Source organism: Mesorhizobium sp. WSM4310 (genome assembly GCF_007003935.1).
Taxonomy (GTDB): Bacteria; Pseudomonadota; Alphaproteobacteria; order Rhizobiales; family Rhizobiaceae; genus Mesorhizobium.
Map to the genome: position 1 here is coordinate 143286 of NZ_VFTA01000001.1, position 24822 is coordinate 168107.

22 protein-coding genes are annotated in these 24822 nt (G+C 64.3%); 14 read left to right on the forward strand and 8 right to left on the reverse strand.

Annotated features, from left to right (window positions below; all coding sequences use genetic code 11):
- Positions 1-3 precede the first annotated feature (3 nt).
- The 11 genes from FJV80_RS00680 to FJV80_RS00730 all read left to right on the forward strand — a co-directional run bounded on the left by FJV80_RS00680 (position 4) and on the right by FJV80_RS00730 (position 10787).
- The gene (locus FJV80_RS00680) at positions 4-954 is read left to right on the forward strand and encodes a PfkB family carbohydrate kinase (protein ID WP_142875292.1); all 951 of its coding nucleotides are present in this window, start codon (positions 4-6) and stop codon (positions 952-954) included.
- Positions 955-1044: 90 nt separating this feature from the next.
- Positions 1045-2190 carry an ABC transporter ATP-binding protein gene (locus tag FJV80_RS00685; protein ID WP_095791201.1) on the forward strand — a complete coding sequence of 382 codons (1146 nt, stop codon included), beginning with the start codon at positions 1045-1047 and terminating at the stop codon, positions 2188-2190.
- A gap of 110 nt (positions 2191-2300) precedes the next feature.
- Positions 2301-3551 (forward strand): sugar ABC transporter substrate-binding protein, encoded by a 1251-nt coding sequence (locus tag FJV80_RS00690; RefSeq protein ID WP_142875293.1) that lies wholly within the window; start codon positions 2301-2303, stop codon positions 3549-3551.
- 133 nt (positions 3552-3684) lie between these two features.
- Positions 3685-4581, forward strand: a complete 897-nt coding sequence (locus FJV80_RS00695; RefSeq protein ID WP_142875294.1) for a sugar ABC transporter permease — start codon at positions 3685-3687, stop codon at positions 4579-4581.
- A 4-nt stretch (positions 4582-4585) separates the two neighbouring features.
- Complete coding sequence (locus FJV80_RS00700) at positions 4586-5428, forward strand: carbohydrate ABC transporter permease (protein WP_095771204.1); 843 nt, start codon at positions 4586-4588, stop codon at positions 5426-5428.
- Positions 5429-5491: 63 nt separating this feature from the next.
- The gene (locus tag FJV80_RS00705) at positions 5492-6313 is read left to right on the forward strand and encodes a sugar phosphate isomerase/epimerase (RefSeq protein WP_095771203.1); all 822 of its coding nucleotides are present in this window, start codon (positions 5492-5494) and stop codon (positions 6311-6313) included.
- 11 nt (positions 6314-6324) lie between these two features.
- Positions 6325-7401 (forward strand): Gfo/Idh/MocA family oxidoreductase, encoded by a 1077-nt coding sequence (locus FJV80_RS00710; protein ID WP_142875295.1) that lies wholly within the window; start codon positions 6325-6327, stop codon positions 7399-7401.
- Positions 7401-8219 carry a sugar phosphate isomerase/epimerase gene (locus FJV80_RS00715; RefSeq protein WP_095786731.1) on the forward strand — a complete coding sequence of 273 codons (819 nt, stop codon included), beginning with the start codon at positions 7401-7403 and terminating at the stop codon, positions 8217-8219. Before FJV80_RS00710 ends, FJV80_RS00715 begins: the two co-directional genes overlap by 1 nt.
- Positions 8219-9052: an alpha/beta hydrolase gene (locus FJV80_RS00720; RefSeq protein WP_142875296.1), complete on the forward strand. Its 834-nt coding sequence runs from the start codon at positions 8219-8221 to the stop codon at positions 9050-9052. The genes FJV80_RS00715 and FJV80_RS00720 overlap by 1 nt, the downstream gene beginning before the upstream one ends.
- A complete protein-coding gene (locus tag FJV80_RS00725; protein WP_142875297.1) occupies positions 9049-9771 on the forward strand; it encodes a ribulose-phosphate 3-epimerase in 723 nt (240 codons plus the stop codon). The genes FJV80_RS00720 and FJV80_RS00725 overlap by 4 nt, the downstream gene beginning before the upstream one ends.
- Positions 9768-10787 carry an ROK family protein gene (locus FJV80_RS00730; protein ID WP_142875298.1) on the forward strand — a complete coding sequence of 340 codons (1020 nt, stop codon included), beginning with the start codon at positions 9768-9770 and terminating at the stop codon, positions 10785-10787. The genes FJV80_RS00725 and FJV80_RS00730 overlap by 4 nt, the downstream gene beginning before the upstream one ends.
- Before the next feature lie 182 nt (positions 10788-10969).
- Here FJV80_RS00730 and FJV80_RS00735 read toward each other — a convergent pair whose 3' ends face one another.
- Positions 10970-12298 (reverse strand): dicarboxylate/amino acid:cation symporter, encoded by a 1329-nt coding sequence (locus FJV80_RS00735; RefSeq protein WP_142875299.1) that lies wholly within the window; start codon positions 12296-12298, stop codon positions 10970-10972.
- 321 nt (positions 12299-12619) lie between these two features.
- On the opposite strand from FJV80_RS00735, the gene FJV80_RS00740 reads away from it, so the two are divergent.
- The 3 genes from FJV80_RS00740 (at position 12620) to FJV80_RS00750 (ending at position 16313) form a co-directional block, all read left to right on the forward strand.
- Positions 12620-14440 carry a sensor histidine kinase gene (locus FJV80_RS00740; RefSeq protein WP_142875300.1) on the forward strand — a complete coding sequence of 607 codons (1821 nt, stop codon included), beginning with the start codon at positions 12620-12622 and terminating at the stop codon, positions 14438-14440.
- Positions 14437-15822 carry a sigma-54 dependent transcriptional regulator gene (locus FJV80_RS00745; protein WP_142875301.1) on the forward strand — a complete coding sequence of 462 codons (1386 nt, stop codon included), beginning with the start codon at positions 14437-14439 and terminating at the stop codon, positions 15820-15822. The genes FJV80_RS00740 and FJV80_RS00745 overlap by 4 nt, the downstream gene beginning before the upstream one ends.
- Positions 15823-15890: 68 nt before the next feature.
- Entirely contained in the window at positions 15891-16313 is a 423-nt protein-coding gene (locus FJV80_RS00750) for a GNAT family N-acetyltransferase (protein WP_142875302.1), read from the forward strand.
- On the opposite strand, the gene FJV80_RS00755 is transcribed toward FJV80_RS00750, so the two are convergent.
- The 7 genes from FJV80_RS00755 to murQ form a co-directional block, all read right to left on the reverse strand.
- A complete protein-coding gene (locus FJV80_RS00755; RefSeq protein WP_142875303.1) occupies positions 16310-17425 on the reverse strand; it encodes an anhydro-N-acetylmuramic acid kinase in 1116 nt (371 codons plus the stop codon). The genes FJV80_RS00750 and FJV80_RS00755 overlap by 4 nt on opposite strands.
- Complete coding sequence (locus tag FJV80_RS00760) at positions 17425-18426, reverse strand: serine hydrolase (RefSeq protein WP_142875304.1); 1002 nt, start codon at positions 18424-18426, stop codon at positions 17425-17427. The genes FJV80_RS00755 and FJV80_RS00760 overlap by 1 nt, the downstream gene beginning before the upstream one ends.
- A 223-nt stretch (positions 18427-18649) precedes the next feature.
- Entirely contained in the window at positions 18650-20398 is a 1749-nt protein-coding gene (locus tag FJV80_RS00770; RefSeq protein WP_142875306.1) for an ABC transporter ATP-binding protein, read from the reverse strand.
- Positions 20395-21234: an ABC transporter permease gene (locus FJV80_RS00775; RefSeq protein ID WP_142875307.1), complete on the reverse strand. Its 840-nt coding sequence runs from the start codon at positions 21232-21234 to the stop codon at positions 20395-20397. The genes FJV80_RS00770 and FJV80_RS00775 overlap by 4 nt, the downstream gene beginning before the upstream one ends.
- Positions 21234-22193 (reverse strand): ABC transporter permease, encoded by a 960-nt coding sequence (locus tag FJV80_RS00780; RefSeq protein ID WP_142875308.1) that lies wholly within the window; start codon positions 22191-22193, stop codon positions 21234-21236. The genes FJV80_RS00775 and FJV80_RS00780 overlap by 1 nt, the downstream gene beginning before the upstream one ends.
- Positions 22194-22227: 34 nt before the next feature.
- Positions 22228-23745: an ABC transporter substrate-binding protein gene (locus FJV80_RS00785; RefSeq protein ID WP_095786720.1), complete on the reverse strand. Its 1518-nt coding sequence runs from the start codon at positions 23743-23745 to the stop codon at positions 22228-22230.
- A gap of 124 nt (positions 23746-23869) precedes the next feature.
- The gene (murQ, locus tag FJV80_RS00790; RefSeq protein WP_142875309.1) at positions 23870-24793 is read right to left on the reverse strand and encodes an N-acetylmuramic acid 6-phosphate etherase; all 924 of its coding nucleotides are present in this window, start codon (positions 24791-24793) and stop codon (positions 23870-23872) included.
- Positions 24794-24822 lie beyond the last annotated feature (29 nt).

Here is a 24822-nt window from a genome sequence, read left to right on the forward strand (position 1 = left end):
GCGATGCCCACCGTTCCCTCAATCCTCGGCTTCGGTGCTATTGCGATCGACGACATCGTCTATGTCGATCAGCCGTTGTCGGCGGGCAAGGGGAAGGTTCTGCAAAGTGCCCGAACTTTCGGGGGCAATGTCGCGACGGCCCTTGCCACCGTCGCGCGGCTCGGCGGAGCCGCCGGGTTCGTCGGATGGCTGGGCAGTGCCGCGGACGACGCGGTGCTGTGCGATCTCGTTGCGAGCGGCGTTGAAACGGCATTCGCGCCGCGCCACCCGGATGCGCGCCCGGTGCGCTCGCGGATCACCGTCGGCTCGGATGGGGAGCGGTTCATCGCGTATGACGATGAAGCGATGCTGGGCACCGCGCTGGACTTTCCGGATGAAGTCCTCAGCCGCGCGACCGTCCTGATCGTCGATGGTTATGCGATCCGGTCGCTGGATGTCGTGGCCCGGGCTCGCGATCTCGGCCTTGCGATCCTCGGCGATATCGAATGGAGCAGCGGCCCAGCCACGGATCGGCTGATTGCGCTCTGCGACCATCTCATTCTTCCGCTCGGCTTTGCGCGGACTGCCACGGGATGCCGATCGCCTGCCGAGATGCTCGATGCATTATGGTTGCCGTCGCGGGCCGCCGTTGTTCTGACCGATGGCGGCAGGGGCGTGTACTATCGCGGGCGTGAAGAGACACGGCTCTGGCACCTGCCGCCGCACCGGGTTGCCGTCGTCGACTCGACCGGCGCCGGTGACTGCTTTCACGGCGCCTATGCCCATGCATTGACGCGCGGGGCCGACACCGCAGGCCGGGTGGCATTCGCTGCCGCGGCGGCGGCCCTTTCGATAACGGGGCGTGGCGGGCGCGAGGCGCTTCCGACGAATGACCGGGTCACGGAACTCCTGGCATCGGCGAACGCGCCGTCGGCAGTCGAACTGAAATATGCGGAACTCGATACCGGAACATAGCCTGAAACGATCCGAGGAAACATTTTCACAGGTGGAAATAAGCCAAGGAGAATAACAAAATCATCGGCTTAGACTTGTGGAGGGAGGAAGATGGCAGAAGTCATTCTTGAGAATATTTGCAAAACCTACGGGAACAATTTTCGCGCAATCGACCAATTGAACCTGTCGGTCGAGGACGGCGAGTTCCTGATTCTCGTCGGGCCGTCCGGCTGCGGCAAATCCACCGCGTTGCGAATGATCGCGGGATTGGAGGACATCACCAGCGGCAGCCTTCGGATCGGCGGTACCGACGTCGTCGACATGCCGCCCAAGGACCGCGACATCGCGATGGTCTTCCAGAGCTACGCGCTCTACCCGCATATGACCGTGTTCGAAAACATCGCCTTTTCGATGCGGCTGGCAGGCAAGCCCAAGGCCGAACGCAAGAAGCGCGTGGACGAGATCGCCAAGACCCTCCAGCTGACGTCTTTGCTGGACAGCAAACCCGCCAACCTTTCCGGCGGACAGCGTCAAAGGGTTGCCATGGGCCGCGCCATGGTTCGCGAGCCGGCCGCCTTTCTGATGGACGAGCCCCTTTCCAATCTGGACGCGAAACTGCGCGTGCAAATGCGCGCCGAAATCACCAGCCTGCAAAAGCAGCTCGGCGTCACGACCATATACGTGACCCACGACCAGACCGAAGCGATGACGATGGGGGACAGGGTCGCGGTGTTGAAGGGTGGCGTGCTGCAGCAGGTCGACACGCCCAAGAGGCTCTATGAATCACCGGTGAACGCCTTCGTTGCCGGCTTCATCGGCTCTCCTTCGATGAGCCTTTTCGAAGCGACCCTGACGGGCGACGAGCTTATGGCCGGCGCCTTCACCATCCGGCTGCAGGATGCGGCCTTCGTGCGCAGGCCGGGTTTGAGATCATATGCGGGGCGCAAGGTCGTGTTCGGGATTCGACCGGAGCATCTCTATGACAGCAGCCTCGAATCCGGCCGCAAATATCAGACGATACCGGCAAAGGTGACCTCGATCGAAGAACTCGGATCCGAACACATCGTCCATCTCAACATCGACGCGGTCCGGGTGGACTCCGGCGACCCTGACGCGGTGCAGGATTTCGGCCTGGCGTCGAATGCGGTGGCGAAATTCGAACCGGTCAGCACAGTCCGTTCCGGCTCGGAAATCAGGTTGGCCCTGGATGACGCCAAGCTGCATTTCTTCGATCCCGAGACGCATCTGGCGATCTGAATATCCGCGACGAGACCCGCGAGCGAGGGTGAGGCGCCCGCATAAGAAGACTTCTGAATAACCAGACGATCGGCCGCATTGTGCGGTCGATCCTAAAGAAGGAGGAGAAAATGATGTTTCGTATAAAACCCGCGATGCTGAAAATAGCCGCGGCCGCATGGTTGCTTGGCGCAACCGGCGCCATGGCGGCGGACACGACGCTGGAATTCACCCAATGGTGGGAGCCCGAATTGCCGGCTGGCTCGCTCAGGGCAATCATGGATGACTTCGAGGCAGCAAACCCCGGAATCAAGGTGACGCTGGTCAGCGGCCCCTACGCGACCACGCGAGACCAGATCTCGGTTGGTGCTGCAACTGGAACGCTCAGCGACGTCGTCGGTCTCGACGGTGCCTGGGTGAACAATCTGAATGCGCAGAACGCACTCGCCGACATGAACCCGATGATGGATGCGAGCGGTTTCGACAAGAGCCAGGTCGCGGACATCATCAAGGTGGACGGCAAGGCGGTGATGTTTCCCGTGGCTTCCTTCGTCTATCCGGTCTTCGTGAATTTGGACCTCGCCGCCCAGGCGGGCGTGACCAAGCTGCCGTCGACCCGTGCCGAGTTTCTCGAAGCCGCCAAGAAGATGACGCACGCCGACAAGAACCAGTATGGCTGGGTGCTGCCCCTGTCGCTGCAAACGCCATCCGGCGTCCAGAACGACATGATGTCATGGGTTTGGGCTTCGGGTCAGTCGATGATGGCGAACGGCAAGCCAGCCCTTGAGGGCAAACCGGTGGTGGATATGCTCACCTTCGTCAAATCACTCAACGACGCCGGCACCATCTCGCCCGGCATCGCCACCAAGACCGAGCAGGAAAAGGTCGAGGAATTCGTCAACGACCGCGTCGGAATGATGATCGACTCGCTCGCGCATGTGAACCTCATCCGCAAGCGCAATCCCAAGCTGAACTTCGACCTCATCCCGGTCCCGGTCGTGGAAAACTATACCGGCAAGCGCGGCCTTCCCTATGCCTCCTGGGGCATCGGCATCTCTGCTGTTTCGAAACATCAGGAAGAGGCCTGGAAACTCGTCCAATATCTGATGAGTGAAAAGGTGAACGCCAAGCTCGTGTCGCTTGCAAACGCCTTCCCAGGCAACGTCAACGCCAAGCCCGATTTCGTGACCTCGGACAAGGCTTTCGGCAAGGCTTTTGAAATCTTCAAGACCGGCTATCTCGCCAATGAGTTCACGGGTCTGCCGGTCGCTGAAGACCTGATGACCCAGTTCGACGTGCAAGCCCAGAAGATGCTCGCCGGCGAGCAGTCTCCGGAACAAGCCGCTGCCGCCGCTCAGAAGGGCTGGACGGCGAAATTCTGATCGGCCCGTTCCCGTCTGCTGTCTCTACCGGGTGGCCTGACTTCGGGCCACCCGGCAATAACGGATCGGCAATTTTAGATGGACCTATTTCCGAAGCTTACCTTCTCTTGAAGGCGTATCCCAAGGTTGGCACATGACCCGGCAAAAGCGCTCCCACCACAAGCTGAAACGAGCGGTCGCACCCTACCTCTATCTGTCGCCCTCGCTGCTCATAATCGGGCTTCTGATGCTGCTGCCGATGGTGACGGTGATTACCTATTCGTTCCAGAACAGCGCGGTGCTGCGTCGCGACCCATCCTTTGCCGGACTGAAACACTACCAGGCGATCTTCGACGACCCCGTGTTCTGGGCGTCGCTGTGGCACACGCTCTACTTCACATGCATGAGTGTCATTTTCCACATGACCATCGGCATGGTCTTCGCGCTGATGCTGAACAACGACCGCATCAATCCGACACTGCGCAATATTCTGCGCGTGCTTTACATACTGCCCTGGCTGTTCACCGCGGTGATTATCGCCGTGATCTGGCGCCTCCTGCTTGAGCCGAACGGTGTCGTGAACAGCATTCTCATGCAAATCGGCATCATCGGTTCCAAGGTCGAGTGGTTTTCCTCGCCTGAGACCGCGCTGCACGCCGTCACCTTCGCCAATATCTGGGCGGGCTATCCGCTCTTCATGGTCAGCCTGCTCGCGGGTTTGCAGGGCATTCCCAAGGATTTCTACGAGGCCGCCGATATCGACGGGGCGAAAGCCTACCAGAAGCTGATCTTCATCACCATTCCGCAGCTGATGCCGATCATCATCAGCATCTCGCTGCTCGACTTCATCTGGACCATGCAGGTCTTCCCGTTGATCTGGATAACGACGGGCGGCGGCCCGATCTACTCGACCGAGGTCCTCAGCACCTACACGTACAAGCTGGCGTTTTCGAGCTACAACCTGTCGCAGGCTTCGGCGAGCGCTGTGGTCATCTTGTTGATCTCTCTCGGCCTGACGCTGTTCTATATTCGCTATCAAAAGGCTCGGTAGTCCCATGAGGAAAAGGCATACGCCGAAAGACAGGCTGATCACCGCCGCGCTCCATGTAGCGCTTGCAGCGGGGCTCTTTTTCGCGGCATTCCCGATCTACTGGATGCTGAACAGTTCGTTCAAATCGAACACCGAAATCTTTGCCCTGCCACCGACCATTCTGCCAAAGGCATTCACGCTGGAAGCCTATGCAGCCATCCTCGGCGACCCGGTAAAGCTGCGCTTCTTCTTCAACAGCTATTTCGTGGCGGGAGCGGTGACCGTTCTGACGGTGGTGATCGCCTTGCTGGCGGCCTACGGCTTCAGCCGCTTCAACTTCCGCGGCAAGGGCAGCCTGAACACGCTCATCATCAGCACGCAGACCATTCCGCCGATCACACTTTTGATCCCCTTCTTCGGGCTTGTCGTCTCATACGGTATTTTCGATACCTACGTCGCACTGATCCTGACTTACCTGGTGTTTACACTGCCATACGCGATCCTGCTGATGACGGGATATCTGAACACCTTGCCCCGCGATCTAGATGAAGCCGTGGCTGTCGATGGCGGCACCAGTTGGACAGCGCTTTGGCGGGTGATCGTCCCGATTTCACTGCCTGGTATCGTGGCGACGTCGGTCTACACCTTCCTGTTGTGCTGGAACGAATTTCTGTTTGCGCTGACGCTGACGAAGTCAACGTCCATGCGCACCGTCCCGATCGGCATCCAGCTGTTGATGGGCCAGCACGCCTTCGAATGGAACCAGATGATGGCGATGAGCGTGCTCGGCTCGCTACCGCTCTTGCTGATCTACCTCGTTGCCCAGAGGTACTTCCTCGCCGGCATGACCGCGGGCTCGGTCAAATAGGATGTCCTTCCCACGGCGACGCAGCATGGCATCAAGTAATGAGCAGTATCAAGGATTGAAAGGATGAACGTGAAAGACCTCAAAGTCGGCTGCCAGACCTTTACATGGGAAATGCTCGGCGACCGTTTTGTCGGTGGCCCCGACGATCTCCTGAAGGCGATTGCCGACGGCGGTTACTCCGGCATCGAGATCACCGACACCATGATCGGCCGCTACGCCGACCGGCCGTCGGAGTTCGCCGCCGCGCTGAAATCCTCCGGCCTGACGCTCGTTTCCTTCGCCTTCGGCTCGAGGAGCGGTTTCACGCTCAAGGAGGAGATCGGCGCCGACCTCGAGGCGGCGCAGCGCTGGATCGACTTCGCTTCCACCTTTCCCGGCGCGCTGGTGTCGATGGGGTCGGCAACCGTGGTGTCCGACGGGCCGCGCGGCGACAAGTTCGCCATCGCGGCGGAGGTCTACAACAAGGCTGGCGAGCTTGGCCGCAAGGCCGGTGTCCAGGTGGCGGTGCATCCGAGTTCGCACCACAACACGCTGCTGTTCGACCGCGCCGACTACGACAGGATCTTTGCCTTGCTGGACCGCGATCTGGTCGGCTGGGTGCCGGATACCGGTCATATCTTGCGCGGCCACAAGGACATGGCCGATACGCTGCGCACCTATCGCGATCGCATCCGCTACATCCATTTGAAGGACGTCGACGCCAACGGCACTTGGGCGATGCTGGGCAAGGGGGTCTGCGACACGCCGGCGGTTATCGAGATCGCCGGCGCCGCCCCGCGTTTCAACGGCTGGCTGGTGCTCGAAGAGGAATCCGAAACGGCCGCCGCCGATCCCGCCGGCGCGGTCAAGACCAACCGCCAGACGATGCGCAGCTACGGCGCCTGAAGAACGAGACGATGATCAAGAAACAAGACAGACGCCTCAGGGTCGGTGTGCTCGGCTGCGGCCCGATCGCGCAGTTCGCGCATCTGGAATCCTGCGTGAAAGCCGGCAATGCCGATCTCTACGCCATCTGCGACGCGGCCCCCGATCTGCTCGCCCGCATGGGGGCTACCTACGAGCCGCAAAAAATGTATGCCGACTATGACGCCATGCTCGCCGATCCTGAGCTGGAGGCGGTGATCGTCGCCACCTCTGACGCCTATCACGTGCCGATGTCGATCAAGGCGCTCGACGCCGGAAAGCATGTGCTGTGTGAAAAGCCGATCGGCACTTCGGTCGAGGAGGGCGAGGCGCTGGCGGCGGCGGTGAAGCGTTCGGGCAAGGTGCTGCAGGTCGGGCACATGAAGCGCTTCGATCCGGCGCTGGAGGCCGCACGCGACTTCGTCCGTGACGAGATGGGCGAGGTGCTGGCGCTGAAGGCCTGGTATTGCGATTCCACCCATCGCTACACCAACACCGATGCCGTGCAGCCGCTGCCGGTCACCAGCAAGCTGGCCAGGAAACCTTCGGGCAATCCGAAGGCGGACCTGCGGCAATATTTCATGCTGGCGCATGGCTCGCATCTCGTCGACACGGCCCGCTTCCTGTGCGGCGAGATCACCGCCGTGCGCGCCCGCCTCAATGAACGCTTCGGCGCCTATTGCTGGTTCGTCGAAACCGAATTCGCCGGCGGCGCGCTCGGTCATCTCGATCTCACCGTCGCCGTGCGCATGGATTGGCACGAAGGGTTCCAGCTCTATGGCGAGAACGGTTCCGTCATCGCCAAAACCTTTAACCCCTGGTACTTCCGCGCCAGCGAGGTCGATATCTTTCATGAGAAGGATGCGACCTCGCGCAAGCCGCTTGGCGCCGACGGCCACTTCTTCCGCCGCCAGTTGGAAGGTCTTGCCGACACGGTGCTGACAGGAACGCCGATGCGCGGCGCCAATGTAGAGGACGGCATCGCCTCGATCCGCGCCATGGTGGCGATTGCCCGTTCTGTCGAGACAGGCGAGCGGGTCGAACTCGCCTCGGTTTCGGGTGCGGTCTGATGCGCCTCGGCATCTTCGCCAAGACTTTCCCGGGAACAGATCCCGCCGCCGTGCTGGCTGCGGTGAAGCAGACCGGATATGAGACGACGCAGTTCAATCTTGCTTGCGCCGGCCTGCCGTCTATGCCGGATGCCGTCCCGGCGGATGCCAGCGCTTCCATCCGCGCTGCAGTGCAATCATCAGGCGTTTCGCTTGCAGCCCTCTCGGGCACCTACAACATGGCGCATCCCGACAGGGCGGTGCGCGATGATGGTCTTCGCCGCCTTGGCGTCGTCATCAAGACGGCTGCATCCCTCGGCATCCCGCTGGTCACCCTTTGCACCGGATCGCGCAATATCGCCGATCAATGGGCCTATCATCCCGAAAATGCCACGCCTTCCGCCTGGTTCGACATGGCTGCCGAGATGGGCAAGGCGCTGGCGCTGGCGGAGGATGCCGGCGTCGACCTCGGCATCGAGCCCGAGCAGGCCAACATCGTCACCTCGGCCAGCGACGCGACACGTCTGATCGCCGACATGCGCTCGAAGCGACTGAAGATCGTGCTCGATCCGGCCAATCTGTTCGAGTACGCCACGCCGGACGAGGCGCGTGCCATCGTCGCTGCCGCGATCGATGAGGCTGCCGGCCACATCGCCATGGCGCATGCCAAGGACCGGCATGGTGACGGCCGCTTCGCCACGGCAGGGCAAGGCATCGTCGATTTTCCGGATTTCGTCGCGCGGCTGAAGGCTGTGGGTTTCGACGGCGCGCTCGTCACGCACGGACTGCCCGCCGATGAGGCACCCGATGTCGCCGCCTTCCTGCGAGGGCTGCTCTGATGGGCGACGCGGCGACGATCATGCTACGCGACGATGCCGCGCTTCGTGTCTTCGACACGGGGCAGGGCGGGCTATCCGTCGTCTTTCAGCATGGTCTCGGCGGTGATGCCAACCAGGTGGCGCAGAACTTTCCTGACCAACCATCATGCCGCCGGCTGACCGTGGAATGCCGCGCGCAGGGCGGCTCCAGCGCCGGCAGCAAGCGTCCGTTCTCGATCGCCATGTTCGCCGACGATGTGCTGGCCGCCGCCGACGCCGCCGGCCTCGACCGTTTCGTTGCCGGCGGCATTTCAATGGGCGCGGCCATTGCCTTGCGGCTTGCCGCCCGCCATCCGGAACGCGTGCTTGGCTTGGTGCTGGTGCGTCCTGCCTGGGCCTTCGACGTGGCGCCGCAAAATATGCGTCCCTACACGGAAGTGGCGGAACTCATTCGCCGGCTTCCGCTGGCGGAGGCCCGCGGCGCCTTCGAGTCCTCCGCGACATCGGCCCACTTTCGCGCGGAAGCACCGGACAATCTCGCCTCGCTGCTCGGCTTCTTCGCGCGCGAAAACGCAACCGTCTTTGCCGAAGTGATGCAGGCGATCGCCAATGACGGGCCTGGCGTGACGCAGGCGGCGGCCGCTCGCCTGGCAATTCCCTCGCTGGTCATCGGCAGCGGCATCGATCTCGTCCATCCCCTGGCGACCGCCCGCGAGCTTGCTGAGACCATCCCCAATGCCGCCTTCGTCGAGGTGACGCCGAAAGCGGCCGACAAGGATCGCCATTTCGCCGAAATCCGCGCGGCTATCGGCGGCTTTCTCGACAGACATTTCAACAATCAGGACCAATCATGACTTCAAAGCCCCTATCAAGCCCGGCGGCAATAGCCGCGTTGCCGCGCGATCGCTTGATCGCCGAATTCTCGCTCTGGTCGGCCAATCTCGCCAATTTCGAGAGCGACCTCAGGCGCATCGAACCCCATGTCGATCTGCATCACATCGATGTGGCCGACGGCCATTTCGCGCCGTCCTTCCTGTTCTTCCCCGATCTCGTCGCCCGCATCGCCGGACTGACGGCCAAACCCATCCATGTCCATTTGATGGTCGATGCCGCAATCGTCGAGGCGCAGACGCGCCAGTTCATCGAGGCCGGCGCCGACATGATCAGCGTCCATGCCGAGAACGGCGAGGCAGGATTGCGCGCCGTGCGGCTGGCGCGCGAACTCGGCGCCGAAGCGGGCGTCGTGTTGCGGCTTGAGACGCCGGTCGAGGCAGTGAAGCCTTTCGTCTCCGAGGTCGCCTTCGTCACGCTGCTCGGCACCGCGATCGGCGTGAAGGGTCAGAGCCTGTCGGACAAGGCATGCGAAAGGCTGGGCGCTGCCCGTGCCATCTTGCGAGGAGCCGGCCGTGAGGCAGAAGTGGTGCTTGCCGCTGACGGCGGCATCCGCCACGAGACCGTGCCCTTGCTGCGTGCCGCCGGTGCGGAGACCGTGGTTCTCGGTTCGCTCGCCTTCGGCGACAAGGATCTCGCCGGCCGCATCGGCTGGCTGCATGGGCTGAAGGTTGCGGCATGACCACTGAAGCCGCGCTCGCGATCGATCTTGGCGGCACCGAGCTTCGTGCCGCGCTGGTCGACCGTGACGGCAAGATCCTGGCCTTCGCCGCCGTGCCGACGCAGGCACAGGCCGGACCCGACGTGGTGATCAGCCAGATCGAGGCGCTGGCCGCGACCGTACATGCCGAGGCGCCGGGCCTCGCCATTGTCGGCGTCGGCGTCGGTGCGCCGGGGCCGCTCGACCCGCTGGCCGGCATCGCCGTCGGACCGCCGACGCTGGCCGGCTGGCAGGATGTGCCGCTGGCAGACATCCTCGAGCGTAGGCTCGGCCTGCCGGTGCGGCTGGAAAACGATGCCAACGCGGCAGCACTTGGCGAATGGCGCTTCGGTGCCGGCCATGGCGCCCGCTCGCTGGTCTTCGTCACGGTTTCCACCGGCATTGGCGGCGGTGTCGTTGCCGACGGGCGCATCTTGCATGGCCGCCGTGGGCTGGCCGCGGAGATCGGTCATATGACCATCACCAACGAGGGCGAGCGCTGCGTGTGCGGCGTCGTCGGCTGCTTCGAGGCCATCGCCTCGGGCACGGCACTTGGCCGCCGCGCCAACGCCGCGACATCGGCCTTTGACGGCTCGACGCTGCGCCGCCTCTCGGCCAATGCCGAGGTCACCGGCCGCCACGTGGTCGAGGCGGCGCGGCTGCAGGACGGCCTCGCTCTGGCCCTGCTCGAGGAAGAAGCACGCTGGCTGGGCGTCGGCTTCACCAATTTGCTGCACCTCTATTCGCCCGACGTGCTGGTCGTCGGCGGCGGCATCGCCAATGGGCTAGACCTGATGCATCCGGTCATCGAGGCGACCATCCGGCAGCGCGCCATGCGCGCTTACCGTGATGTGCCGGTCGTCCAGGCCCAGCTCGGCCGCCACGCCGGGCTGGTCGGCGCCGCCAGCCTTGTCCTGTTCGACGATGGCAGCCTGGCAGCCCGCATGCCCGTCGGTCCAAGCACGTTTCCCGAAGCGAGGAGGGACTTCAACGGCTGAGCTCATGCTCGACGGCGCGTGCATCAATCAGGTCGACCCGTCCCACTGCCATCTCTTCGCTGCCGATGCAGAGCGCTGGCGCCGCTCGGCAAGACCCGTTCCGCGTGACATCGTCGCCCACATGAAAATGGCCGGAGGCATCGCTGCCTCCGGCCATTCGTATCGCTAAACGACCGCGCGAATTACTCGGCGGGAACGATATCCGCCGGCAGGCTGTCGTCGGCCGTGCCGGCCAAAGCCCTGGCGAGCTTGGCCTCGTCGAGCTCGCCTTCCCAGCGCGCGACGACCAGTGTGGCGACGGCATTGCCGATGAAGTTGGTCAGCGCCCGGCATTCCGACATGAAGCGGTCGACGCCGAGGATCAGCGCCATGCCGGCGACCGGCACCGAAGGCACCACCGAAAGCGTCGCGGCAAGGGTGATGAAGCCGGCGCCGGTGATGCCGGCGGCACCTTTCGAGGACAGCATCGCCACCAGCAGCAGCAGGATCTGGTCGCCCATCGACAGATGGATGTTCGTCGCCTGCGCGATGAACAGTGCGGCCAGCGTCATGTAGATGTTGGTGCCGTCGAGGTTGAAGGAATAGCCGGTCGGGATGACCAGGCCGACCACCGAGCGCTTGGCGCCGGCCTTCTCCATCTTCTCCATCAGCGAGGGCAGGGCCGCTTCCGACGAGGAGGTGCCCAGCACCAGCAGCAGCTCTTCCTTGATGTAGCGCAGCAGCGACAGGATGGAAAAGCCGTTGTAGCGGCAGACCGCGCCCAAGACGAAGAACACGAACAGCAGAGACGTCGCGTAGAAGGTGCCGACCAGCATGGCGAGGTTGATGACCGAACCGATGCCATATTTGCCGATGGTGAAGGCCATGGCGCCGAACGCGCCGATGGGGGCGGCCTTCATCAGCACGCTGACCAGCTTGAACATCGGCGCCATCAGCGCCTGCAGGAAGTTGAGCACCGGCGCGCCCTTGTCGCCGACCAGCGCCAGCGCGATGCCGAACAGCACCGAGAAGAACAGCACCTGCAAGATGTCGCCGTCGGCGAAGGCGCCGACGATCGTGCCGGGGATGATGTTCATCAGGAAGCCGGTGACCGACTGGTCATGCGCCTTGGCGGCGTAGGTGTTGACGGTCGAGGCATCGAGCGTCGCCGGGTCGATGTTGAAGCCGGCGCCCGGCTGCACGACATTGGCGACGACGAGGCCGATGATAAGCGCCAGCGTCGAGAAGGTGAGGAAGTAGAGCATCGCCTTGCCGGCAACGCGGCCGACCTTCTGCAGGTCGCTCATGCCGGCGATGCCGGTCGCCACCGTCAGGAAGATGACCGGGGCGATGATCATCTTGACCAGCTTGATGAAGGCGTCGCCGAGCGGCTTCATGCTCTCGCCGATCGACGGATAGAAGTGACCGAGCAGGATGCCGACGGTGATCGCGACGAGCACCTGCACGTAGAGTTGGGCATAGAAAGGCTTGCGCTGCGCGGCAGCCGCGCCTGATTGGTCTGCGATGTGCATCGAACTCTCCCTGGCCGGATGGACGGAACCCGCCCTGCGTGACTTCTCCCATCGCGGCGATCCGGTCGCCCGCCGCTGGCAAGGAGTTTGCAAGCGATGTGCCAGATCGGGGGAAGCCGTGAATCCCGGGATTTCTGCGGTTGTCCGGTGCTTTGCGGCAAATGCCTGTGCGGATTTCCGCACAGGCACCGTTTGCCTGGGCGGAATTACGCATTACACTGGCCGCCAAGCCGCGAAGAAACGGGGCCGCGAAAAAAAGGGAGAGGGCAGACGCCGCAAGCAGGCACCGATAGCGGGTTCGCAGGGTTTCCGGGCCGTGAATTGCTGCGCGAGGCGGTGGCCCGGCTGCGCGATGGCCGCTGGCTTGTTATCGTCGTCGCCCTCGCGATCCTGGCGGGCGCGATCGCCGTTGCCGGACGCATTGCCACCGGCCAGGCGACCAATGGCCTGCGTGATGGCGCGCTCGCCGCCCTGCCGCTGGCGGCGGGAACGCTGACAGGCGAAATCGAGAAACAACGCCTGGTGCCGCTGGTGCTGGCTCGCGACGATGCGGTGCGTGGGGCGCTGCGCCGGGCCGGAAAGATGCAGGAAGCGGCCCTCAACGAAAAGCTCAAGGCGATCGCCGGCGATGCCTCCGCGTCCGCCATCTATGTCATCGACACGGCGGGCATCGCCATATCGGCCAGCAATGCCGGCGAGCCGACGAGCTTCGTCGGCATCGACTATAATTTTCGCCACTATTTCAACGAGGCGATGTCAAAGGGGTCGGCCAGCCAATATGGCCTCGGCACGATCAGCGGCCGGCCGGGCCTCTACCTTGCCAGCCGCGTCGACGACAATGGCAAGCCGCTGGGCGTCGCGGTGCTGAAGGTCGAACTCGACGGCGTCGAAGCCAATTGGCGCTCCAGCGGGTTTCTCGTTTTCGTCACCGACGAACGCGGCGTCGTGCTGGCCACCAGCCAGCCTGAGTGGCGGTTTCACGCGCTGGCGCCGCTCTCCGCCGAAGACGCCGCAGCTGCCCACGAGCAACTGCAACTGGACGATGCCGCCTTCGAACCCCTGCCGATACGGCGCGGTGCCGGCGACGGCCTTGCCACCATCGACGGCCCCGGCAAGCCACGTCAATTTGTCGAGGTGGTGCAGGACCTGCCCGGCGCGGTTCCCGGCTGGCGCCTTTGGGTGCTGACGCCGGCGGATGCCGCTCTCTCGTCGGCGGCCAACACGGCGCGGCTGACGACGCTGCTCGGGTTGCTGCTGACCGGCCTGCTTGCCTACGTATTCACAAGGCGCCGCCGCACACGCCGGCTGCGGCAGGAGGCGCTGGCGCGCATGAATGCCGAGCTGGAAAGCCGGGTCAGCACACGGACCGCCGAGCTGACACTCTCCAACACCGCGCTCGCCGGCGAGATCGCCGAGCGCGAAAATGCCGAGGCCAAGGTTCGCCGGCTGCGCGACGATCTCGCCCAGGCCAACCGGCTCTCCATCCTCGGCCAGATCGCCGCCGGCGTGGCGCATGAGATCAACCAGCCGGTCGCCGCCATCCGCACCTATGCCGAGAATGCCGGACGTTTTCTCGACAACGGCAAGACCCAACCGGCGAGCGGTAATCTGACCTCGATCGTCTCGATGACCGAGCGCATCGGCGCCATCACCAGCACCTTGCGCACCTTTGCCCGCCGGCCCGGTGTCGCCGCTTCGCCGTTGCTGGTGCGCGAGGCGATCGACGGCGCGCTGTCGCTGCTTTCCGGTCGCATCCGCGATTCCGGCGTCACCATCGTCAAGCCGCGCGGTACCGCCTCGCCGGTGGTGATGGCAAGCCGCATCCGGCTGGAACAGATCCTCGTCAACCTGTTGCAGAACGCGCTGGACGCCATGAAGGACCAGCCCGATCCCCGCATCGAGATTGACCTCGCCGAGCGCGACGATCGCGTGCTGATTTCGGTGCGCGACAATGGTCCCGGCCTCGGGCCGGAAGCAGCCGGCAATCTGTTCATGCCGTTCCAGACCACCAAGGAGAAGGGGCTCGGCCTCGGGCTGGTGATCTCGCAGGAGATCGCCCAGGAATTGGGCGGCACGCTGCGGCTCGACCCCGACAGCGCCAACGGCGCGTCCTTCACCATCGATTTGAGGCGAATTGAATGAATGAGGGATCAGGGCTGGTGGCGCTCGTCGAGGACGATGCCGATCTGCTGCACGCCACCACGCAATTGCTCGAACTCGCCGGTTTCACTGTGGTCGCGCGCGAGGCCGCCGAGCCCGCACTTGCCGTCGTCGACAGGGACTTTGACGGGGTGGTTGTCAGCGACATCCGCATGCCGGGCATGAATGGGCTGCAGCTGTTCGACCGCATCAAGGCGATCGACCCTGACATACCGGTGATCCTGGTCACCGGGCATGGCGATGTCGATCTTGCGGTGGCCGCCCTCAAGGACGGTGTCTACGACTTCATCCCAAAGCCCTATGCCGGCGATCGCCTGGTCGAGGCGCTGAGACGGGCATCGGAGAAGCGGCGGCTGGTGATGGAGAACCGGCGGCTGCGCGAAGCCGCGGCGCTCGCTGCCGACGGCCTGCCGCTGATCGGCGAGGCGCCGGCCATCCGGCGCCTGCGCGAGACCTTGCGGCAGATCGCCGACATGGATGTCGACGTGCTGGTGGAGGGCGAGACCGGAACCGGCAAGGAAGTGGTGGCCGACCTCTTGCACCGGTGGGGCCGGCGGCGTTCCAAACCCTTCGTGGCGCTGAATTGCGGCGCCTTGCCGGAGACCGTCATCGAAAGCGAACTGTTCGGCCACGTGGCCGGCGCCTTCACCGGCGCGCAGCGGCGGCGGATCGGCCGCGTCGAGCATTCCAGCGGCGGTACGCTGTTCCTCGACGAGATCGAATCCATGCCGCCGGCCCTGCAGGTCAAGCTGCTGCGGGTGCTGGAGACGCGCAGCCTCACGCCGCTCGGCTCGAACGAGGTCCGGCGCCTCGATCTGAGGGTCGTCGCGGCAACCAAGGTCGATCTCGGCCGGCCCGACCAGCGCGGCGATTTTCGCGAGGATCTCTATTTCCGCCTCAACGTGGTGACGCTGCGCATCCCGCCGCTGCGCGAGCGGCGCGGCGACATCCCGATGCTGTTCGGTCATTTCCTCGGCAAGGCGGCTGAACGGTTCGGCCGGCCGGTCGCCAAGGTCAATGCCGCGGTCAGCGATCATCTCCAGTCGCATGCCTGGCCGGGCAATGTGCGCGAGCTCGCCCATTTTGCCGATCGCGTAGCACTTGGCCTCGGCCCGGACGACGAGGTGAAGGGGGTTTCCCCGAAATCGACGGAACCTGCCGCCTCGCTGCCCGAGCGCGTGGGCCACTACGAAGCGCAACTCATCCGTGACGCACTGCGCGACCACGGCGGCGACGTGCGTGGCGCGATCGACGCGCTCGGCGTGCCACGCAAGACTTTTTACGACAAGCTCAAGCGCTACGGCATTGCCGCATCCGAATTCCGCAATGGCGGCGACCCGCCCCCCGTTCGAGAGCAGACATAGAAATTGCGCGAGAGCCTCGTGCTCCGCAACCCTTCATCCCATCCAGCCGAGCTTTGCGGAAAGAGCCCATGAACACGACACTCGAAACAACGGCAAACCCCTTGCCGGAAGACCTTGCCTTTCTCGCCGAACGGCTGACGGCATTCAATGACGGCGATGTCGGCGCGTCCGAAAGAGAGGCGCTCGCCGTGTTCGTGCGCGACGAGGATGGCGCGGTCGTCGCCGGCATTTCGGGCTATACCGCCTGGGGCTGGCTCTACGTGCAATGGCTGTGGGTCGATGAAAGGCTGCGCGGCCAGCACATGGCAGGCCGGATGCTGGACGCGGCCGAACAGGAAGCCGTGGCGCGCGGCTGCAACAACGCCTGGATCGACACCTTCAATCCAAACGCCGCCAAGGTCTACCAGCGCCAGGGCTATCAGCCCTTCGGCAGGTTGGCCGATTTCCCGGTCGGTCGCAGCCGCATCTTCCTGCAGAAGAAACTGGTTTAACCGGCAAGCTTTCCGCCGCGCATCGGCTGCGGCGCGCCGGTGGTGCTTGGAAAACTGATCGGCAGGCCGCGCAGCACGCGTACCGCCAGGAAGGCAAAACATTCTGCCTCCACCGCGTCGCCGCTCCAGCCGAGGCTTTCCGCCTGCACCACCTCGACGCCGGCGCGGCTGGCGAGCATTGCCATCATCGTCGGATTGTGGCGCCCGCCGCCGCTGACCACCAATTTTCTGGGCCGGCTCGGCAACAGGTCGAGTGCCTTGCCGACGGCGCCGGCCGTGAAGGCGGTGAGCAGGGCCGCGCCATCCTCGGCATTGAGGCCGTCGGCCATGGCTGCACCGAAATCGAAACGGTCCAGCGATTTGGGATAGGGCTTGGTCAGATAGGGATGCTGCAACAGCTTGGCGAGCCGGGCCTCGTCGACCTTGCCCGCGCGGCCGAGCGCGCCGTCGCGGTCCATGTCGCCGAGCCCCTTCGATTTGATGAAATCGTTGAGCGGCGCATTGGCCGGTCCGGTGTCGAAGGCGACGACATTGTCGGCGCCGTCCCACCAGGTGATGTTGGCGACCCCGCCGAGATTGAGCACGGCCACCTCGCCACTGGCGCCGGCGCTGCGCATCAGAGCAGTGTGATAGGCGGCGGCCAGTGGCGCGCCTTGCCCGCCGGCGCGCATGTCGGCCGAGCGGAAATCGTAGGCGACCTTGGTGCCCAACAGGGAATGCATCAGCTCGCCGTCACCCAATTGCCGCGTCTGGCCGAGCCGCCCGACCTGCGGTGCGCGATGCAGCACCGTCTGGCCGTGAAAGCCGACGACGCCGATATCGGCCATCGTCATGCCGTAGCCCTCGACCAATTCGTTGACCGCCGCCGACTGGGCACGCGTCAGCGCTTCCTCGGCCTTGCGGAAGATCGCCGGTTCCGGCCCGACAAAATTCCAGGCCCGCGCCGCCGTCAGCGTCTCTTCCAGCAGCGAGCGGATCGATGGGGGATAAGGCATCAGCCGGTAGGTGCCGAAATCATCGATGCGCTCGCCATCGGTCTTGATCAGCGCGACGTCGATATTGCCGTCAAGCACGGTGCCGGTCATCAGGCCGACGGCCCAGATTGGTCCCATCATTGAACTCCATTCATCAGATCGCCGACCGCTTGCCGAAGCTGAACGATTCCGCTGTCGAAATGACGTGTCGGATGGATCCGGTTGGTGAGCAAGGTCCAGGCCTTGCCCTTGTCGAAATCGATCCACAAGCCGGTGCCGGCAAAGCCGGTGTGGCCGATCGTTCCCGGGCTGCACAAGGCCCCGCCGGACCAGCCGTCATAGGTGCGCTCCCAGCCATGGGTGCGGGTGGCGGACAAGGGCGTGCGCATCAGCGCGGTCGAATTCTTGGAAGCACCGGACAGCAGCCCTTGCGCGAAATCAAGCACCGAAGCCGCCGTGCCGAACAGCCCGGCATGACCGGCGCCTTGCAGCGCCGAGCAATTGTCGTCGTGGACCTCGCCGGACAGCACACGATGGCGCCAGGTGCAGTCCTCGGTCGCCGCGGCGGCATCCGGCTCCGTGGACCAGGCAAATCCGGTGCCGGGATCCATGTCGCGGATGGTCTTGCCCGACAGCCGCTCCAGCGCAAAGCCGAGCAGGATGAAATTGATGTCGGAATAGACGGGGTCACGGGCTCGCCATTCGCGCTGCAGGATGAAGGCGCGCAGCAATTCGGGATCGCGCCCGTAAGTGTAGATCGGTTCGACAGCCGGGAAGGGGGTCTGGTGGCCGAGGCACTGGCGAAACGTCACCTTCCGCTCCCAGGCGTTCGCGTCATACTGGCGAAGGTCGGGCAGCACCGAGGTCAGCGGCGCATCGAGATCGATGACGCCGGTTTCCGCCAGCGCCAGGATGCGCGGCGTGGTGAAGATGACCTTGGTCAGCGATGCCAGGTCGAACCAGGTTTCGACGGTCATTGGACGCTGCTTGGGCACGAGTTGTGCCGAGCCGATTGCCCTGACGATGCGATGGCCATTGCTGTCGACAATGCCGAGCACGCCGCCGGGAATGCGCTTGGCGGACACCGCTGTTGCAAGTGGTTGGAAAGCGCGATCGAAGAGCTGGGCGAGGGCGCTCAACGCCACCCTCCTCTTGAATGGCCGAGATCCTTCGCGCCCCCCTCTGTCCTGCCGGACATCTCCCCCACGAGGGGGGAGATCAGCAGCGTTGATGTTCCGCCAACCTTCCAACGTTGGAGATTGGCGAAAGCCGCGACGACATCCGATCTCCCCCCATGTGGGGGAGATGCCCGGCTGGACAGAGGGGGGCGCTGTCCCGCCAACCTGAGATATTCCTGGGCCATCACGCCTCGACCCTCGCCATATGATCCCTGCCGAACTGCTCCCACTTCGCCGGCGCCGGCTCGAACCCTTGCGGGCGCACCAGCGAGGGCACCTGGCGTGTGTCGATCTCGAAATGCTCGCGCCGCCGCTCGATGGTCGGAACGGCGGCGATCAGTTTCTTCGTATAGGAATGCTTCGGTTTCGACAGCACCGAGGCCGCGTCGCCGATCTCGACGATCTGCCCGGCATAGATGACGGCGATGCGGTGCGCGATCCGCTCGACGACGGCCATGTCGTGCGAGATGAAGAGATAGGCCAGACCGAACTCGCGCTGCAATTCGACCAGCAACTCCAGCACCTTGGCCTGCACCGAGACGTCCAGTGCCGACACCGCCTCATCGAGAACGACCACCGACGGGTTGAGCATCAGCGCGCGGGCAATGCACAGCCTCTGCCGCTGGCCGCCCGAGAATTCATGCGGATAGCGCTGCAGGCTATTTCGGGGCAAGCCGACGCGTTCCAGCAGGCTCGCCATTCTGGCGCGTGTCTCGGTGTCCACACGACCACCGTTGGCGATCACCGGTTCGGCCAGGATGCTCTCGATGGCCAGCCTCGGATTGAGCGAGGCGTAGGGGTTCTGAAACACCATCTGCACGGGCTTGGCGCGGCGCTCCGCGGAAGCCGCTCGAGCGCCGACCGAGAAGCTGCCGCGCGTCGAGCGCACCAGTCCGAGCACCGCCTTCGCGGTTGTCGATTTGCCGGAGCCGCTCTCGCCGACGATGGCCAGCGTCTCGCCCGGCATCAGGTCGAAGTCGACGCCGTCGACGGCATGCACGGCGCCGGTGGCGCGGCTGATGAAATTGCTCTTGAGGGGGAACCGCACCACCAGTCCGTCGACCTTCAAGGCCGGCTCCGTGTTTTCACCCTTGTCGCGCTGGCCGTCCGCGCGCGTCGCGCTTCCATTGGCGAAATGCGGCACGTCCTGCAGCAGATGCTGGGTGTAGGGGTGCCGCGGCCTGTCGAGGATCTGGTTCAGCTCGCCTTGCTCCACGGCCTGCCCGTTCTGCATCACCATCACCTTGTCGGCGATGCCGGCAACCAGGCCGATATCGTGGGTGATGAAGATGACGGACATGCCTGTTTCGCGCTTCAACTCGGCCAGCAGCGCCATGATCTGCGCCTGCACGGTGACGTCGAGCGCGGTGGTCGGCTCGTCGGCGATCAGCAGGCGTGGGTTGCAGGCGAGCGCAATGGCGATCATCACCCTTTGCAGCATGCCGCCCGACAGCTGGTTTGGCGTGTATTTCAGCCGCCGCGCGGCATCGGGAATACGCACGCGGTCGAGCGCATCCTTGGCCGCCGCCGTGGCTTGCCGGCCGGTAAGGCCGCGATGCAGCCGGAACGATTCCTCGATCTGTGTGCCGATGGTCAGCACCGGATTGAGCGAGGTCATTGGCTCCTGGAAGATCATGCCGATCTCGGCACCGCGAATGCCGGTCAGATGCGGTTCGGTGGCAGCTATCAGGTCGAAGAGGCTGCCGTCGGCCCGCTTCAACATCATCGCGCCGCCGGTAATGCGGCCGCCGCCAAAATCGATCAGCCGGTTGATCGACAGCGCGGTGACGGATTTGCCCGAGCCGCTTTCGCCGACAATGGCCAGTGTTTCGCCATCGGCGAGGTCGAAGCTGACGCCGCGCACCACCTCGTTGGTGTGCGGATCGCGGCCGAAGCCGACGCGCAGATCGCGGACCGACAGCAGCGGCGTCATGCCGGCGCCCCCCGCATCCTGGGGTCAAGGATATCGCGCAAGGCATCACCCAGCAGGTTGAAACCGAGGATGCTGATCATTATGGTCAGTCCCGGAAAGATCATCAGCCAGGGCGCGGTCTCCATCAGATTGCGGCTGTCGCTCAGCATCAGGCCGAGCGAGGCGGCGGGCGGCTGTGTGCCCAGCCCAAGGAAGCTCAACCCGGCTTCCGTCAGCAGCGCCCAGGCCAGCGCCAGCGTCACCTGCACGGTCAGCGGCGCCACCAGATTGAGCAGCAGGTGCCGCGTGACGATGTAGCTGGGACTGCTGCCGAAAGTGCGCGCGGCGTCGACGAATTCACGTGCCTTGAGCGACAGGGCAGGGCCGCGCACCACGCGCGTGAAGATCGGCGTGTAGACGATGCCGATGGCAACGACGCTGGTCCATGTGCCTGGCCCGGCGACGGTGACGATGAGCAGTGCCAGAAGGATGGCGGGGAAGGCCAGCAGCACATCCATGATGCGCATCACTACGCCATCCCAGCGGCGTCCGAGCCAGGCTGCGGCCAGCCCGAGCACGGTGCCGGCAAGGGTCGCGAAGGCCACCGAGAAGAAGGCGACGGTGAAGGATTGGCCGGTGCCGGCCATCAATCGGCTGGCGACGTCGCGGCCGAAAAGGTCGGTGCCCATCCAGTAGGCGCCGTTCGGTGCGTGCAGCCGGTCGACGCGGAACTGCGTGATCGGATTGTGCGGCGTCAGCCCGAGCAGGCCGAGGACGGCTATCATGAGATAGATGCCGACGATGACGCCGCCGATGCGGCCGCTGCCATGGCCGAAGATGGCGCGCAGGATGCGCATCATTGCTCTCCCAGCCGGATGCGCGGATCGAGCGCGACATAGGCGAGGTCGACCAGGAGATTGACGATCATGAAGTTGAAGGCGATGAACAGCACGGCTCCCTGCACCAGCGCGTAGTCGCGCTGCAGGATGGCGTCCAGCACCATGCGACCGAGGCCGGGCAAGGCATAAATCTGCTCGACGATGACGGCGCCGCCCAGGAGATAGCCGAATTCGATGCCGCTCAGCGTCACCACCGGGATCAGCGCATTGGGGAGCGCATGCCGCCAGATGACGCTGCGGGCCGACGCCCCCTTGCTGCGCGCGGTGCGTACATAGTCGTCGCTCAAAACGTCGAGCATGGCCGAACGCGATATGCGCGTGACCGACGCGGCGAAGGCAAAGCCGAGCGTGATGGCGGGCAGGATCAGCTGGCTGAGATTGCGCAAGGGATCCTGCCAGAGCGGCGCGAATTCGCCCATCGCCGGCAGCACGCCGAAGCCGGCCGACAGCGTGTAGATGATCAAGAGACCGAGCACGAAGCTCGGCGTCGACTGGCCGATCATGGCGACGACGCGGACCCCGAGATCGGACGGTTTGTCGCTATGCGTGGCGGCATAGATGCCGGCCGGCATGCCGACGGCAAGCGCGATGACCATCGACAGCAGAGCCAATTCCAGCGTCAGCGGGAAGCGTTCGAGGATGACATCGAGCACCGGCCTGCCATAGGTGACCGAAATGCCGAAATTGCCGTGCAGGATGCCGCCGATCCAGCGCCAGTACTGGACGAACCAGGGCTGGTCGATGCCGAAATAGGCGGCGAGCGAATCCCGCTGTGCCGGCGTCAGCAGCCCCGCCTCCGTCCCCAGCATCGCCGTGATCGAATCGCCCGGCACCATCCGGATCGCCACGAAGACAAGGATGGACACTCCAAGCAGGACGAGAGGAAACGTCGCCAGTCGTCGCATCAGATAGTTCACGCGAAGGATACCTCTCGTCCTATGCCTGCTGCGGCTACTTCTGGATGGTAACCTTGCTCAGGCTGAACAGCGTGCCTGTCGGCGTCGGCACGAAGCCGGCGATGTTCTTCTGCTGGGCCGTGTAGCTGTAGGAGGTGTAGAGCCAGATCCACGGCGACATCTCGGCGAGGTGCTTCTCGAATGCGGCGAAGATCGCCTTGCGTTTGGCCGGTTCGGTCTCGGCGCGGCCCTGCTGCATCTGGCTGTCCAGCGTGTCGTCGATGTAGTTGGCCACCTTCTGCAGATTGCCTGCCTTGGTCCAGTAGCGGTTGTACATCGTGTACGGGTCGGCGCGGCCGCCATTGAGCGCGATCGCCATGTCGAAATCGCCCTTCAGCCAGGCGTCGACATAGACGTTGAGCTCCATCATCTTGATGTCGAGCTTGACGCCGATTTCAGCCAGCTGCGACTGGATGACCTGGGCTTCCGCGGCCGCCGTCGGCGGCTCGCCGGTGGCGCCGATCACGGTCGCCGAAAAGCCGTCGGCAAAGCCGGCCTCGGCCATCAGCTTCTTGGCCTTTTCGACATCGCGCTTGTAGCAGAACAGCTGGCTCGGATCGGTCGCCAGCGCTGGGATGGTCAGCGGTCCGGTGACCTTGCCTTCGCCCAGCGAAGCCGTGTCCAGCACCTCCTGCCGGTCGATGGCGCAGGAGATCGCCTGGCGCACCTTGAGCTCGGTCATCGGCTTGCGCGACGGGTTGAGCTGCAGCACGTGATAGGCAAGCACCGGCACGCGGTTCAGCTGCAGGCTGGCCTCCTTCGGCACCAGTGTCGCGACCAGCGGATCGTTGAGCAGGGCGAAATCGATCTGCTTGGTGCGCATGGCGGCCAGGATCGCCGCTTCGTCCGGCAGCACGCTGATCTCGATGCCGTCGACGCCGGTCGCGCCGCCGGCCCAGTCCTTGTTGGCGCTGAGCACCTCCTTGGCGTTGGGGTCCCATTTGTCGAGCTTGAACGGGCCGGAACCAAGCGCCTTGGTGCCGATCGACCCGGCCTTGATTTCACTGGCTGGGACGATCGCCGCGTTGACATCGCTCATCGCCGTCAGGATCGGCACGTCGGGTTGCGATAAATGGAAGACGACGGTGGCCGCATCAGGCGTGTCGATGCCGGCGATCGACAGGAAATTGGCGCGCGCGGCCGCGCCGGTCTTCTCGTCGAGGATGCGCTCGAACGAGGCCTTGACGTCGGCGGAGGTGACGGCCGTGCCGTCCTGGAATTTCGCCTTGGGATCGAGCTTGAAGGTCAGCTCCTTGCCGTCCTTGGAGAATTCCCAGGAAGTGGCGATTGCCGGGATGATCTGCAGGCTGGCATCGACGCGCACCAGCGGCTCATAGATCAGTTCCAGGAGCCGCAGCGACGAAAAGGCCGTCTGTTTATGCGGGTCAAGTCCCGTGGCGTCCTGCGACCACGCCATGTGCAGCGTCGCGGCCTGTGTCGAAACCACAGCCACGCCGAGCATCGCGGCAACCGTGATGGCCGACAGGAGTGTTCTTGTGAGATGCCTTGCCATTTTCGTCTCCCATTATGATTTGAACTTGAGGCCTTGCAGTTTCTACGGACCGCTTCCAAGACACACATGCTTTGGAGTATCGGCCCAGTCTATGCGGCTTCGCGCCGTCTTGTCTAAAGCGGCTTCATGCCGTCCTGTCGCTGATCGCCTTTCGCAGGAAACCTCCGGCCTTGCCGAGCGCCGCGCGCGCCGCCTCGACATCGAAGCCTGTGATCGCCACCAGGATCGCCAGCTTCACATCATTGCCGGTCTGGGCGAGCACCTGTTTGGCACGCTGCGCCGTGCAGCCGCTGGTCTGCATGACGATCCTGATGGCTCTCGCGACCAGCTTTTTGTTGGACGGGTTGAGGTCGACCATCAGATTCTCATAGCTCTTGCCGATGCGGATCATCGAGGCCGTGGTCAGCATGTTGAGCACCAGCTTCTGCGCCGTTCCCGACTTCAGCCGGGTCGATCCGGTGAGAACCTCAGGCCCGACGACCGGCGAGATGGCGATGTCGGCGATGCCGGCAATGGTCGATGCCGGATTGCAGGACAGGGCAACCGTGGTCGCGCCGACCTGCTTCGCATAGTTCAATCCGCCGATGACGTAAGGCGTGCGCCCGCTGACGGCGATGCCCACCACGACATCGTCCGGTGTGAGCCCGATCTCCTGCAGGGCCTGCGCGCCCATTTTCGGGTCATCCTCGGCACCTTCCGTCGACCGCACCAAAGCGTCCGGGCCGCCGGCGATCAGGCCGATCACCATGTCCTCGGGCACGCCGAAGGTGGGCGGGCATTCCGACGCATCGAGGACGCCGAGCCGGCCGCTGGTGCCGGCGCCGACATAGATAAGCCGCGCGCCTTTCTGGAAGGCAAGCACGATCCGGTCGACCGCGGCGGCGATTTCCGGCAGCACCTTTTCGACAGCCACAGGCACAATCCTGTCCTCGTCATTGATCTTGCGCAGCACATCGATGGTCGGCAGCAGGTCGATATCCATCGTCCGCGGATTGCGGCCTTCGGAAACCAGCAGGTCCAGCTCAGACATCAACCCTTGCTCGGTCATTCCAGTGCTTTCAAAAAATTCTGCTGCCG

Excerpts from the sequence above, each read along its gene's own strand:
- FJV80_RS00710 (WP_142875295.1), top strand. The coding sequence starts at position 6,325 with ATGATCAAGAAACAAGACAGACGCCTCAGGGTCGGTGTGCTCGGCTGC.
- FJV80_RS00770 (WP_142875306.1), bottom strand. The coding sequence starts at position 20,398 with ATGACGCCGCTGCTGTCGGTCCGCGATCTGCGCGTCGGCTTCGGCCGC.
- FJV80_RS00705 (WP_095771203.1), top strand. The coding sequence starts at position 5,492 with ATGAACGTGAAAGACCTCAAAGTCGGCTGCCAGACCTTTACATGGGAA.
- FJV80_RS00720 (WP_142875296.1), top strand. The coding sequence starts at position 8,219 with ATGGGCGACGCGGCGACGATCATGCTACGCGACGATGCCGCGCTTCGT.
- FJV80_RS00680 (WP_142875292.1), top strand. The coding sequence starts at position 4 with ATGCCCACCGTTCCCTCAATCCTCGGCTTCGGTGCTATTGCGATCGAC.
- FJV80_RS00685 (WP_095791201.1), top strand. The coding sequence starts at position 1,045 with ATGGCAGAAGTCATTCTTGAGAATATTTGCAAAACCTACGGGAACAAT.
- FJV80_RS00755 (WP_142875303.1), bottom strand. The coding sequence starts at position 17,425 with ATGGGACCAATCTGGGCCGTCGGCCTGATGACCGGCACCGTGCTTGAC.
- FJV80_RS00725 (WP_142875297.1), top strand. The coding sequence starts at position 9,049 with ATGACTTCAAAGCCCCTATCAAGCCCGGCGGCAATAGCCGCGTTGCCG.
- FJV80_RS00715 (WP_095786731.1), top strand. The coding sequence starts at position 7,401 with ATGCGCCTCGGCATCTTCGCCAAGACTTTCCCGGGAACAGATCCCGCC.
- FJV80_RS00785 (WP_095786720.1), bottom strand. The coding sequence starts at position 23,745 with ATGGCAAGGCATCTCACAAGAACACTCCTGTCGGCCATCACGGTTGCC.
- FJV80_RS00775 (WP_142875307.1), bottom strand. The coding sequence starts at position 21,234 with ATGCGCATCCTGCGCGCCATCTTCGGCCATGGCAGCGGCCGCATCGGC.
- FJV80_RS00735 (WP_142875299.1), bottom strand. The coding sequence starts at position 12,298 with ATGCACATCGCAGACCAATCAGGCGCGGCTGCCGCGCAGCGCAAGCCT.
- FJV80_RS00690 (WP_142875293.1), top strand. The coding sequence starts at position 2,301 with ATGATGTTTCGTATAAAACCCGCGATGCTGAAAATAGCCGCGGCCGCA.
- FJV80_RS00730 (WP_142875298.1), top strand. The coding sequence starts at position 9,768 with ATGACCACTGAAGCCGCGCTCGCGATCGATCTTGGCGGCACCGAGCTT.
- murQ (WP_142875309.1), bottom strand. The coding sequence starts at position 24,793 with ATGACCGAGCAAGGGTTGATGTCTGAGCTGGACCTGCTGGTTTCCGAA.
- FJV80_RS00745 (WP_142875301.1), top strand. The coding sequence starts at position 14,437 with ATGAATGAGGGATCAGGGCTGGTGGCGCTCGTCGAGGACGATGCCGAT.
- FJV80_RS00695 (WP_142875294.1), top strand. The coding sequence starts at position 3,685 with ATGACCCGGCAAAAGCGCTCCCACCACAAGCTGAAACGAGCGGTCGCA.
- FJV80_RS00750 (WP_142875302.1), top strand. The coding sequence starts at position 15,891 with ATGAACACGACACTCGAAACAACGGCAAACCCCTTGCCGGAAGACCTT.
- FJV80_RS00700 (WP_095771204.1), top strand. The coding sequence starts at position 4,586 with ATGAGGAAAAGGCATACGCCGAAAGACAGGCTGATCACCGCCGCGCTC.